This is a genomic window from Flavobacterium faecale, from assembly GCF_003076455.1.
GTDB lineage: Bacteria > Bacteroidota > Bacteroidia > Flavobacteriales > Flavobacteriaceae > Flavobacterium > Flavobacterium faecale.
This window is the reverse complement of the sequence record NZ_CP020918.1, coordinates 265,052-277,913: the sequence shown is the minus strand read 5'-3', so window position 1 is coordinate 277,913 and position 12,862 is coordinate 265,052. Positions and strand designations below refer to the sequence as shown.

Here is a 12,862-nt window from a genome sequence, read left to right as displayed (position 1 = left end):
CACTAATTTTAGTTTATAAAATAATTCGTTTGTATTTCAGGCTATCTTCTCCAAAATTGACTAGAAGGCCTAATTTGTTTTTGGATGAAGCTAGATAATTTAATGTTTGTCTAGTATCGCTATTTGTTAATTGAGAAATTGCTTTAACTTCAAATATTATTTCATTGTAAACAACAAAATCGGCGACGTATTTTCTAGGTAAAATAATTTCTTTGTATTCAATTTCAAATGCTTTTTCTCTTTCAAATGGGATAGCATTTAGTTTAAATTCATATTCTAAAGCATCTTTGTAAACGACTTCACTATGACCTTTACCTAGAATTCGATGAACTTCCATGCAAATTCCAACTATTTTATAGGACTCTTCTTTTAAATAAATAGCTTCCATATTTAAAGGATATTAGTGAAATTTTTACCTTAAATCTTAGTGCAAGTTCATGTCTAAATGACAATCACGGTTTTCTATTTTGCGCAATTTTTTACAGTTTAGAATTTGTGCTAATCTGTGCAATTCGTGTCAAAATTAAAATCACTATCTTCTAGTTCGTGCAATTTTCACCGTATAGAATTTGTGCTAATCTGTGTAATTCGTGTCAAAATAACAATCATTATCTTTTAGTTCGTGCAATTTTCACCGTATAGAATTTGTGCTAATCTGTGCAATTCGTGTCAAAATTAAAATCACTATCTTCTAGTTCGTGCAATTTTTACCGTATAGAATTTGTGTTAATTAGTGCAATTCGTGTCTAAAGAACCAATGGTACTTCTCTAAACTCATCTTCCTCGTTACTCACGATCCCCAAAGCTTGGTACACATAGGCAAATGTAGAAAGTAACTCTGGTTTTCCGTCTACAAGGGCGATATCGTGTTCGAAATGAGCTGATGGTTTTCCGTCTGCAGTAAGGATTGTCCAACCGTCTTTTAGTTGTTTGATGTTACGTGTTCCTTGGTTGATCATTGGCTCTAGAGCGATTACCATTCCTTCGACAAACAATTTTCCGCGACCACGTTTTCCGTAGTTTGGCATTTCTGGATCTTCGTGCATTTTTTGCCCTAAACCGTGTCCTACCAACTCACGAACTACGCCGTAACCGAAACTTTCAGTATATTTTTGGATAGCGTTACCCACATCTTCCACGCGGTTTCCGGCTTTGAATTCACGGATACCTACATATAATGACTCTTTGGTAACTTGTAATAATTTTTTAGTTTCTGGAGCTACTTCTCCCACTTCAAACGTGTAAGCGTGGTCACCATGGTAGCCATTTTTGAAAGCACCACAATCGATTGAGATAATATCACCACTAACCAACGGGGTATTATTTGGGATTCCGTGTACTACCTGAGCGTTTGGGCTCATGCATAACGAATTCGGGAAACCGTATAGTCCAAGAAAACTTGGTTCTGCTCCATGATCACGAATGAAGGTTTCGGCTAGTTTGTCAAGGTGCAAAGTAGTTACGCCTTCTTTTACCTCAGCAGCCAACATTCCTAAAGTTTTGGAAACAATAAGAGCACTTTCGCGCATTAATTCTATTTCTTCACGTGATTTTACGATAATCATAGTTCTAATTTTTGAATTGGCAAAAGTACAATTTTTATTGATTTAATCAGGATTTGCCAAGATTTTATATAGTTCAGAGTTAGAGATGCAATACTCGTTTCGCAAAGCGATTGCGTTCAATTGTGCAGTAATCAAACTACTCTCACGACTGTTGATCAAAAAAAGTGAACTTTCGCCAAATGTAAACAAGCGCTCCTCTGAGGTTAGCATCGTTTTGTAATTGTTAACCAAATCATTAGCCATGAAATGTTGTTTGTTCAAAGAGTAAATGACTTCTTTCTGAGCTTTTATCTTATTCGAAAGTTGTAATCGTTCCAAGTTTAGGCTGTTGGTCGTTTCTTGAATTTTGAATTCTGCCAATTTCAAGCCTCCTCTTTCTTTTCGTAAAAATATTGGATAAGCAAAATTGACCCCTACTTTGTAGTTTTCAAATTTGTAGCTATCAATATATTGTGGTTCTGATAAGTAGGAGTAGGACAAATCGATTTTTGGTAATAGCATATTTGCTTTTAACTTTCTGTCTACTTCTAGCATATCGATTTTGCTTTCTAATGCATTGATTTTTGGGTGGTTATCAATTGTGAATTCCTGTGCCAATAAATCATTGGTTTTTAGTGTTTCCTGAATTGTGTTCTCGATTCCTTGTTCAGGGAAAAGCGCATCGGTCAGTTCCATTGGAATTGAATTGTCTAACCACATATAGTTGGACAATTCCAATTTGGATTTCAATAGTTTTAATCTCGAATTTTCTAAACTCAACCTTCTGCTTTTTAGACTTATTCCAGCTTCTATGCTGTCAATCGCACGTTTGTCCCCTTGCACGATTAAGCTTTGAACGGCTTTGTATCGTGTAGTTGCATTGGTGTTGTATTGCGTGTACATTTGAAACTCTTCATAGTTTTTTTTCCAATTAAAGTAGGCTACTGAGGCATCATAAAGTACAGCAACTGCTTGTAATTTTCTTTCAGCTTGGCTCAATTTGATTTGCATTTTAGCTTTTCGCAAATCGGCCATTCTTTGATTTATGAACAAACCTTGACCAATAGGTACTGATATTCCAAGTGAAGCTAGTCCCGTAGTAGGCACGGTGTTTTGTGGGTTTAAATAATAACCGTCGTTTTGATCAAAACCAGCTTTGATTTCGATTCCGTACCAAGTCGGAATTTTGAAACTGCTGTTTAGAACTGAATAATATTCGGTGCCTTTGTATTGTTTTTTGTCAAAATCGACACCTAGTTTTGGATCGAAAGCGCCACGAGCAGCCATCAAATTGGCTTGTGCTTTGTTGATTTCCAAATTTGCAGTTTTCACCAAAGGATGAAACTTTTTTACATAACCCAAATATTCATTGAAAGTGAATTCCATTTGGGCTTCTGCTGTCTCGTCGGCTGGTGTTTGTGCTTGGGTATTCCAGACACAAAGGAGTAAAAAAAGAATGGCGTATTTCATTATTTTTTCTCTTTAGATTTTGATGATTTAGTGGGTGCTTCATAATAATCTGGAGGGAAACCGTTCATAGTTCTCCAAAGTTCAAACCATACAGGAACGGTGTTTAGCAACGCAATAGTTTGCGCACCCGATCCCATACTCAATTGTTTTGGCCATGGGTCTTCGTCTACATCTGGTGCAATCAAAACTCTGAATTTTCCGTTGTCGCTAATGAATTTTTCTACAGCAACAATTTTTCCTCCAAAGGTTCCGTATGACATGTCTGGCCATCCCGAGAAAACAATTGTTGGCCATCCGTCAAACCAGATTCTTACTTTATCACCTGTGCTAATCAACGGTAAATCTAGAGGATTTACAAAAGTTTCCACAGCTACATCATAGTCAGATGGCATGATGGTAGCGATAGGTGTGCCTTCTTTGATAGTTTCACCAATTCCGGCTTGCAAAGCACGATTAATGTAGCCGTTTTGGGCCGCTTTGATATAGTACATTCCGTTACGAATGCTATAATTTGCATATTGATTTTTTAATTTGTTTACCTGAGCTTCAGTGTCAAATTGATTGCTTCTAGCGGTAAACTGATCACTTTCTGCTTTGGCAACTTTTTCGCTATACTCAGCTTCAATACGGTTAAGTTCTACCTGCGCATTGATATATTCATTTTTGGTGGTCAAAAGTTTATTCTCCTGCGTGATTATTTTCGCTTCAACTTCTTGTTGTTTTAAACGCTTTTCCTCAACATCGGTAAGTGCTTTTAGACCTTCGCTGTTTAATTGAACGGCTCTATTAAACTGTGTGTTGGCGATTTTAAGTTGTGTTTTTACGGCTACCAAGTCAATCGAATCACTTTTAATTTTGAATTGCGCTTGCTTCAATTTATTTTTCGCTTGAACTAGTTTTAATCCTTTCTCAGTCTGAATAGAAACAATTTGATTGGCCAAAGCCCCATATTTGGAATTGTAGGAATCCAAAGCATGGCTTTTTGCATCCAATTGATTTTTGGTGTTTTCGACCAAATTTGGATCCATGTAATCTTCTTTGATTTCAGATATAAACAAGATGGTGTCTCCCTTTTTTACAAAGTCACCCTCTTGTACATACCATTTTTCTATTCGACCCGAAATAACACTTTGAATCGATTGAGGTCTTTGGTTGGGCTTCAATGTAGTCACGGCTCCTTTTCCTGAAATGTTTTGTGTCCACGGAAGGAATAAAGTCACTAACGCTATAAGCGAAACAACAGTAATTATTCGATTTAATATTTTGTAATGCGGTCTTGTTTTTAGACCTGTTATTGTTTTGTAGCGGTCAAGATGCGCCATGGCATGTTTGTTATTGTCGGAGATGTTTAGCATGCTGTTATTTTTTTTGGTCTAAAAGAATTTTTCCGTTTTGCATGGTGATTTCTCGATTGCATTTGGTTTTCCAGTAGGGGTTTTTAGAAGAAACTATGATTGTCCAGTTGTTTTCTTTTGCAGTTATAAAATCGATGATTTCATTGGCTACTTTGTCATCCATAGTATCAGTTGGGTCTTCATAAAATAATATCTTTGGTTTGCTTATAATACTTCGTGCTAAAAGTAATTTTTGAGCATTTGAAGACGATAGTTGTTTTCCCTCAGGAAAAATCGGAGTAAGAAGTCCTTGTGGTAACGATTTTACAAAATCAGATAGTTTTGTGCCCTCAATAGCCCATTTTAAGTTCTCCTCTTTGATATGTTGGCTTTTGAACGTAATGTTTTCGATAACTGTACCTTCAAAAGGGGTTTCGTTATAAATTATACTTTCAATTTGTGATCGGTATTGATTAAGATTTATTTTGGTAAAACTGTCATCATTTATATAAATAGCACCATGTGTAGGCTGCATTAAGCCTGATAGAATACGAATTAATGTTGTTTTTCCTGATCCATTTTCTCCATCAATAAAAATGCGTTCTCCTTGTTCTATTTTTAACGATATAGTATCAAGAATCTTTGTTTTGGAGTCAGGGAATTTGAAACTTAATTTTTCCACGTCTAGTGCGATGGAGGTGTAGCAATTGTTATAATCAACCGGAAACTCTTCTTCTAATGCTAGATCAGTAACTTGTCCAATTTTTTCCACAGCTGTTAATACGTCGTAAAATGTTTCTAGTCCTAGAACTATTTTTTCTACCGAAGTAATTACTAATAATATAATGATTTCTGCAGCTACAAACTGACCAATATTCATTTCTTGCGAAAGTACTAAGTAACCTCCAATGGACAATAAGCTAGCTGTTATGATAATTTTGAAAAGTACTAGCTGTGTAAATTGAGTTTTGATTACAGAGAAATGTTTCTCTCGATAAAGTAAATATTCAGATACTAATGCATCATTTTTTGATAAAGCAAAATCATGATGCATTTGATTGCGAAAAGTGTAATTGTTTCGTGCCAATTCTTGCAGCCATCCAGCTACCTTGTACTTGTATTTTGACTCCTTCATACTTGTATCTAAGCCGGAATTATAGGAGAATTTAAATATAAAGTACAGCAAAATCATTAACATGATTCCGAAAATAATGAAATAATTGTGGTACAACGACAATAGTATAATTCCGAAAATAATTTGCAATATGGCCGCTGAAAATCCGATAAGTAGCTTTGCAGTTCCTTTTTGTATTGTTAGAGTATCAAAAAAACGATTAGCAAGTTCTGGTGCGTAACTGTTATAATATTCTTCAAATTTTATTTTAGGTAAACGAACCGAAAATTCAAACGATGAACGGATAAATATTTTTTGTTGTAGATTCTCCATGATACGCAATTGCATGAAAGACAATATACCGACCAACGCAACTCCAAAAACGACCATGATGATCAGCACAATCCAAGAAGCACTAGCGCGACCAGATTGAATGAAGTTAGTAATAGCTTGGATTCCTAGAGGTAGTGATAAACTAATTACTCCAGATAGGATACCATAAAAAAACAATTGATAGACATCTTTCTTGTCTAATTCGAGTAAGTTGTAAAAACGTTCTAATGGTTTCATAAGTAGCTTTTTATTGTTTTTGCAGAGTTAAGGTAATAAGATTTAGGTAAAAGTCGGTAGGGGATATGTTTTCATTACAATTGGTAATGGTTTTTAAATGATCTTGTAAAAAATATTGATGCAATGCCCCTTCTATAACTGATGATGCTAAACTTTTTGGGTAAGGATAGTCAGGATTGATTTCGATAATTAATTGAACAATATGATTGATTACACTTTTATAAATCAAGAAAAAGCCTTCTCTATTTTCGTCATCAATTTCCTTTGTGTGTAATGTTTTTGTGAATTCAGAAATGATGATTTTGTTCAGTACGGCTTCATTTATGTGTGGTATCGACAGGTCTTCTTCTGATCGCTCAGTAACTACGGTAATGGCCCTTTTTAATCGTTCATAGGGATCATCAATATTGATCATATTAAAAACCATACGATATTCGATCCAACTCCAATACCAAGAGCACAAGTAAACCAATAGCTTATGTTTGTTTTCGAAATAACGGTAAATCGAACTTTCATTTGACCCTATCTTTTCACCTAATTTTTTAAATGTAAAAGCATCGAAGCCAATTTCGTCAATAAGAAAGATGCTTTCTTGCAGAATTTTTTTTCCTAGTGCTGAGGTTTCAGGATCTTTGACGTAGATTTTTTCGTTTACCTTAATCGAAATATTGGATACTATTGAGTGCATGTTGAAAGTTGTTTGCACAAATATAATAGTAATACTATCGATTTTGAAAATTTTAACCTTTTTTTAAATAAAAAAAGCTACCCGATTAAGGAGGGCACTGAAAAACATCGCATATTTTGATTATCATCGTTTTTTAGACAATAAAAAAACGCTTGTAACAGGAGTTATATAATCCGTTGCAAGCGTTTTCCTTTTTAATCTTGATTTTTAATGTTGGTTCAATAAGGCTATTTTGAGTTTAGCTAGAGTCATTTTGAGTAATGCAGCAGTAGCTTTCATTTTTCTACATTAATTTGAGTATTCTTTTTAAGTTGACTGCGAAAATTGCTATTGCACCTTGCATTTGCATATTGGTAATGCCATATGATATTGCTCTATCATAACCATGTACATTTTTCAACTCACTATTTTTCGCTTCTATTTTATATCGATGTTTTGCTTTTTCTTTGTAATAGTCAGTTTCTTGAAAGCTGATTTGTTCTTGGTGTAAGTCCGATTTTATCGACACCGAATATGTTTTTGTCTTGGATCCTTCTTTATAACAACCCTCTTTTAAAGAGCAGGTCTTACATTTTTCCACATCAAAATAGTAGGTTTGTATTTGATTGGTTCCAACATTTTTTTTACCTTGGCGAGCCTTTCGTATGGCCATATGACCAGCAGTGCAAACAAATCTATCGGCATCTTTATTATAGTCAAATTTATCTTCGTCTTTTCTAGCTCCTTGTGCTATTGTAACATTTAGTCTGGCTACCACTTTAATATTTTGCTCCCTTGTGAGTTTGAGATTTTCTTTTCCTGTATAAGCTCCATCCCCAATAATAGTATCAACATCAATTCCGTTTTTTTGACTAATCGCTAAAAGTCTAGGTAATTCTGGTCCATCCCCTTTTTCACCTGATGTGACTACAGCCGCTGTAATGATGCGCTCCTCGGTCATAGCTAAGTGAGTCTTATATCCAAAGAAAGAACTATCAGCAGATTTATGACCCGTTTTAGCATCTGCATCTTTTGATAAGGTAAAATTTTCTTGAGTGTCTTCTACAGTTTCTTTGAGTAGATTTAATTTCTCTTTCACAGCTGGAATCGAACTTATTGACGGCTCATTTTCAATGCGTTTTTCCAACTCTTTACAATAAGCAAGTTCCTTCTCTAAGTCATTGTCTGTATTTTTTTCAGGCATATGTTCTTTGAATTCCTGCTCAAAGCTGTATACTGTTTTTCGCAGTAGCTTGGAACGTTCTCTCAATACATCGATGGCTAAAAATGGATTGGATCTTGATAAAGTATGTGTGGCATCAACGATGATAGACTTCGAACGAATAATACCTTTTTCGATAGCAATGGTGACTGTTTTGTTTATCAACAGATTTAATAGGTCGGTATCCTTTAGACGTAGTTTTCTAAATTTTGTTAACGAACTCGGATTGATAACATCGTCTTCTGGATTCATATCCAAAAAATATTTGAAGGACATATCGTATTGAGAACGCTCCACGACATCAATATCGGAAACAGTATAGATTGTTTTAAGTAGTAAATACTTAAACATACGAACGGGACTTTCTGCCATTCGCCCATTATTGGGACAGTACTTATTTAACAACTCATCGTAAATGAATGAAAAATCAATCAAATCATTAATTTTTCTTAATAGATTTTCTTTTGGAACTATTAAATCATACAACGAAGAATACTCGCTGAATTGTATTGTTTGTTGTTGTACTAACATCTAAAAAACACTTATAATTAGATTTAAATATAAGAAAAAAGGAGTAGAAATCCATAGATATCTACTCCTTTTTATGTGTCAATTTATTAGAAAGACTTTTTCAGTGCCCTCCGATTAAGGTAGCTTTACTTTTTTATTGATTTTATAATGGATTATAAAAGTGAATGTTGCGTCATTACTGCCGGTTTTTCAACTCCCATTAAGTCAAGTATTGTTGGAGCAATATCACCAAGGACACCATCATGTACTTTTTTGATTTCTTTATCAACCAAGATAAAAGGGACAGGATTTGTAGTGTGAGCGGTGTTTGGACTACCGTCAGGGTTGATCATTGTTTCACAATTTCCGTGATCGGCAATTACAAGTACTGTATAATCGTTTGCAATAGCAGCATTGATTACTCTTTCGACACAATTGTCAACTGCTTCACAAGCTTGAATTGCAGCAGCCATAATTCCAGTATGTCCTACCATGTCTCCATTGGCAAAGTTTAGACATACAAAATCTACGTCTCCTTTTTCAATTTCAGGAACCAAAGCATCTGTTAATTCATTTGCACTCATTTCTGGTTGCAAATCGTAGGTTGCTACTTTTGGTGAATTTTTTAAGATTCTGCTTTCGCCAATAAAAGGCTCTTCGCGACCTCCAGAAAAGAAGAAAGTTACGTGTGGATATTTTTCAGTTTCAGCAATTCTAATTTGTTTCTTGCCTGCTTTCTCCAAAACTTCACCCAATGTTTCTGTGATGTTGTCTTTGTTGTAAACTACTTTTACGTTCTGGTACGTTTCATCATAATTGGTCAACGTAACATAGTACAAGTTCAACTTGTGCATGTTTTGCTCGTGAAAGTCTTTTTGCGAAAGTGCTTCAGTCAATTCGCGACCTCTATCAGTTCTAAAGTTGAAAAAGATAACCACATCATCTTCTTCGATTTTTGCTAATGGTTGGTTGTTAGCATCAACCATAACAACAGGAGCTATAAACTCATCTGTAATGTCATTTTGATAGCTAACTTCTACAGCTGTTACTGGGTTCGCAGCTTTTGCGCCAAAACCGTTCACTACCAAATCGTATGCTAATTTTACTCTTTCCCAACGTTTATCTCTGTCCATTGCATAATATCTACCGATGATAGACGCAATTTTAACTGTCGTTGGAGCAATGTAGTTTTGCAAATCCTGAATGTATTTTACACCCGATTTTGGGTCAACATCACGACCATCTGTAAAGGCATGTATGAAAACTTTTTCAAGTCCGTAGTCTTGTGTCGCGTCAATCAATCCGCGTAAATGTGACGTATGAGAGTGAACACCACCATCAGATACTAGTCCTAAAAAGTGTACTTTTTTATTGTTGTCTTTCGCATATTGAAAAGCATCTTTCAATACTTGTTCCTTTGCTAATGTTTTATTGGCAACCGCCAAATTGATTTTGGCTAAATCTTGGTAAACAATTCTACCAGCTCCAAGGTTCATATGTCCTACTTCGCTGTTTCCCATTTGTCCTTCAGGTAATCCAACATGTAAGCCGTCGGTTCTCAATTGAGCGCTTGGGTAGTTTTTGTACAAATTATTAATGTAAGGCACATTAGCATTGTCAATTGCAGAAACTTTTGGATCAGGTGATTTTCCCCAACCGTCTAAGATCATTAAGATTACTTTTTTGTTCATTTTTTCTAGTTTGTCAAGTTTTACACAAAGATAAAAATTTTAAAATGGTAGTAGGGGAGTTCTGTGATTATTTATAACTTAGGAACGATAGAATTAGTTATAAAAAAAAACTCTTTCGAGCCTTCTGTAAAGCTTTGAAAGAGTTTGTTCTTTTTCGAAAGTAATAAAATGGCTGATATTTAACTTATTTGACTAATGAATTATAATCTATAAAATAACGTAATCGTATGGATATGATATTCGTTAAATTACCATCAAATACATTGGTGAAGTTTTTGTTTAATTTCTTTTCCACTTCGACTCCATTATTGCTTAGCTGCACATAATTGCGGTACAAAACGGATATTTCACTTCCAGGAGCAAACCACCAAGAATAGGCAAGGTCAAAATTCCAAGAATTAAAGTTTCTGTTTTTGTTGGTTGTGTACGTAGTATTGTCAATTAAACTTCCGTCACTTTGTAAGGTTTGAAACTGATGAATATCTGAGAAAGACCAATAATAACGTGCGGTCAAATTAAGTGACATTCTATTGGTAATTGCATACTTTCCAGCTAAATCGTTTTGCAAAAAGGTTCTAGATCTTTTTCCAAAAAGGATATCATCATTATCGATGGTGGCAAAACCTTTGTCATTTTTCTTTGTTTGTATTTCTGATATAAGCGAAAAGGACAATTTTGGATTGATAATGTATTTCGCCGAAAGGTAAAGGTCGTACACTAAACGATCAGTTTCAGAAAAATTGGTGATGGACGGCTGAATAACGTATGAAAAAGGTCTGTTTGGGTTGGAGGTAAAATTGAAAACTGTATTTACATATCCTGGTACTGCAACATATCTTCCAGCTACTCGTGGTTCATAAAAATCGTATGTAGTCTCTGGGCTTACCTGAAAATAAAATTCAAAAGCATCATTTTGTAAAGTGGATGCTTTTAACAATGTCGTATAGATAGATAATTGCTTTTTGTGAGTCGTATTTTCGAATTCATAGTTCACATATTGATAAGCTTTAAATGAATTAAATATTTTCGTTGGATTTACTATTCGATAACTTCCTTGCAAGTTAAGGGAGGTGTAGTTGCTATAAAAAAGTTGCGAAAGGTCGTTAGTGTCGTAGTTTTTCGAATAATAGTCTCCCGATATCTTATATCTATAGCGGCCAGATGTTTTGGCAAATCCCAAGGCTGATTGATAACCATTGTAATCTTCTACATCTTTTACGGTACTGAAGTTGTAATTTCCGAATAAGTTATAGGAGTTCGATTTTGTGTTTAAATCGAATAATAAACTAGAGACGTTGGCATCTCTATAATTTCCGTTACGTATCGTATTAGTATTGATTAAAGAGATGGAGGAGTTTTGTCTAAAACGTTGGTCTAGAGAGATAATGTTGTAATTTGTCAAAGGCTGTACCATTTCTTCTCGGTAACTGTCTGTTGCAACGTCATGTATTGTTGCATCTGTCTTTTTGGTGATAGCGTTCAAAACACCAATTCCTAATCCGCTTTTTGTTCGACCAGAAACCTTAACTGCGTTAATTAAGTTTACGGTGGTTGGGTAATTGCTAATTTCTTCGGTAGCACCAATTTGCTCTTCTAGGGTATAGTAATCTGTAATCGGACTTCCGCCAATTCTTCGGGAATAAAATAAATTTCCGTTAGAGAAAAGATTTGTTCCTTCTGTAAAAAAGGGTCTGTTTTCGGTAAGAGTTTGTTCGAATGGCGTAAGGTTTAAGATGGCATTATCAAATTTTGTCTGACCAAAATCAGGCACTAGGATAGCATCCAAAGTAAAAGCATCATTGATACCGTACTTTATATCCAAACCTGCCTTAAAGGTTCTGTCAGAAGCAATGCGGTCCTCTTGATAGTAGGCAGAAGTATACGGAATAAAGAACAAACGGGTAGGAGGTGTGATTTCGTTAATGCCTTCAAGAAGACCGTTTTGTGTAATGGGGTTTTCTATTTTTGTATCAATATAGTTCCAAGTGTACTTTTGTACATTTCGTTTTATTTCTCGCATGAAGTTCAATCCCCACGTTTTGTTTTTTACGTTAGAAAACCGAATAGCAGCATAAGGTATTTTCATTTCAACACTCCAGCCGTAATCGGTCATTTTGACTTTGCTGTGCCAAATGGCGTCCCAAGTAAAATCTTCTTCGTCTTTTGTGGCAATACAGTCCATTTGTACACCTGCAGCACTCACGTAAAAGCGATAATCTTGCTGTCCATCGTTAAAACCGTTAATGTATACCGCAAAATGATCAGAGGCACCAAAAATATCTCTGGTGGTAATTTCCTTTAAAATTTTAGTTGGCTCATTGTCATATATTTTAGCTGTGATGTACAGCGCAACATTATCATGGTCAACTTTTACCTCTGTCCTTTTTTCATTTGGAATCGCTTTCCCGTTATCGGGCTCAAACATTACAAAATCAGTTGCAATATATGGGTTTTTATAGCGTTCTATTGATGTGGTATCACTATCATATATTGTTTTGCTGTCTTTTTTCTGCGAAAGCAAAGTCTTTTTTTGACTATAGGTTTCGGTAGGGATGAGTAGGTAAAAAAATAATAGTAGGTAGGGGTATTTTGTCATGCTGTACTTTATAATTATGCCAAAATAACATAATTTTAACAATTCCCGCAAGTAGAAAATAATGTTTTTTGTAGTTTTTATTTTCTTATTGTATCCTTATTATGGTGTTAATGTGATATTTATGTTAAAAATGTTTGTTTAGTT

Annotated in this window: 9 protein-coding genes; all 9 read right to left on the bottom strand. The window is 34.9% G+C overall.

Going from position 1 to position 12,862, the window contains the following annotated elements; genetic code table 11:
* Positions 1-13 precede the first annotated feature (13 nt).
* Positions 14-388 (bottom strand): GxxExxY protein, encoded by a 375-nt coding sequence (locus FFWV33_RS01290; protein WP_108739220.1) that lies wholly within the window; start codon positions 386-388, stop codon positions 14-16.
* A gap of 358 nt (positions 389-746) precedes the next feature.
* Positions 747-1,565, bottom strand: a complete 819-nt coding sequence (gene map, locus FFWV33_RS01285; protein ID WP_108739219.1) for a type I methionyl aminopeptidase — start codon at positions 1,563-1,565, stop codon at positions 747-749.
* A gap of 42 nt (positions 1,566-1,607) precedes the next feature.
* On the bottom strand, positions 1,608-3,014 hold the full coding sequence (locus FFWV33_RS01280) for a TolC family protein (RefSeq protein ID WP_108739218.1): 1,407 nt from the start codon (positions 3,012-3,014) through the stop codon (positions 1,608-1,610).
* A complete protein-coding gene (locus tag FFWV33_RS01275) occupies positions 3,014-4,369 on the bottom strand; it encodes an HlyD family secretion protein (RefSeq protein ID WP_108739217.1) in 1,356 nt (451 codons plus the stop codon). The genes FFWV33_RS01280 and FFWV33_RS01275 overlap by 1 nt, the downstream gene beginning before the upstream one ends.
* Positions 4,370-4,373: 4 nt before the next feature.
* Positions 4,374-6,032 carry a peptidase domain-containing ABC transporter gene (locus FFWV33_RS01270; protein WP_108739216.1) on the bottom strand — a complete coding sequence of 553 codons (1,659 nt, stop codon included), beginning with the start codon at positions 6,030-6,032 and terminating at the stop codon, positions 4,374-4,376.
* A gap of 10 nt (positions 6,033-6,042) precedes the next feature.
* Complete coding sequence (locus tag FFWV33_RS01265) at positions 6,043-6,720, bottom strand: TetR/AcrR family transcriptional regulator (RefSeq protein WP_108739215.1); 678 nt, start codon at positions 6,718-6,720, stop codon at positions 6,043-6,045.
* A gap of 283 nt (positions 6,721-7,003) precedes the next feature.
* On the bottom strand, positions 7,004-8,452 hold the full coding sequence (locus FFWV33_RS01260) for an IS1182 family transposase (protein ID WP_108739214.1): 1,449 nt from the start codon (positions 8,450-8,452) through the stop codon (positions 7,004-7,006).
* 152 nt (positions 8,453-8,604) lie between these two features.
* A complete protein-coding gene (gpmI, locus tag FFWV33_RS01255; protein ID WP_108739213.1) occupies positions 8,605-10,122 on the bottom strand; it encodes a 2,3-bisphosphoglycerate-independent phosphoglycerate mutase in 1,518 nt (505 codons plus the stop codon).
* A 184-nt stretch (positions 10,123-10,306) separates the two neighbouring features.
* Positions 10,307-12,718: a DUF5916 domain-containing protein gene (locus FFWV33_RS01250; protein ID WP_108739212.1), complete on the bottom strand. Its 2,412-nt coding sequence runs from the start codon at positions 12,716-12,718 to the stop codon at positions 10,307-10,309.
* Positions 12,719-12,862 lie beyond the last annotated feature (144 nt).

Coding starts and splice junctions, on each gene's coding strand:
- FFWV33_RS01290 (WP_108739220.1), bottom strand. CDS start 388: ATGGAAGCTATTTATTTAAAAGAAGAGTCCTATAAAATAGTTGGAATT.
- map (WP_108739219.1), bottom strand. CDS start 1,565: ATGATTATCGTAAAATCACGTGAAGAAATAGAATTAATGCGCGAAAGT.
- FFWV33_RS01280 (WP_108739218.1), bottom strand. CDS start 3,014: ATGAAATACGCCATTCTTTTTTTACTCCTTTGTGTCTGGAATACCCAA.
- FFWV33_RS01275 (WP_108739217.1), bottom strand. CDS start 4,369: ATGCTAAACATCTCCGACAATAACAAACATGCCATGGCGCATCTTGAC.
- FFWV33_RS01270 (WP_108739216.1), bottom strand. CDS start 6,032: ATGAAACCATTAGAACGTTTTTACAACTTACTCGAATTAGACAAGAAA.
- FFWV33_RS01265 (WP_108739215.1), bottom strand. CDS start 6,720: ATGCACTCAATAGTATCCAATATTTCGATTAAGGTAAACGAAAAAATC.
- FFWV33_RS01260 (WP_108739214.1), bottom strand. CDS start 8,452: ATGTTAGTACAACAACAAACAATACAATTCAGCGAGTATTCTTCGTTG.
- gpmI (WP_108739213.1), bottom strand. CDS start 10,122: ATGAACAAAAAAGTAATCTTAATGATCTTAGACGGTTGGGGAAAATCA.
- FFWV33_RS01250 (WP_108739212.1), bottom strand. CDS start 12,718: ATGACAAAATACCCCTACCTACTATTATTTTTTTACCTACTCATCCCT.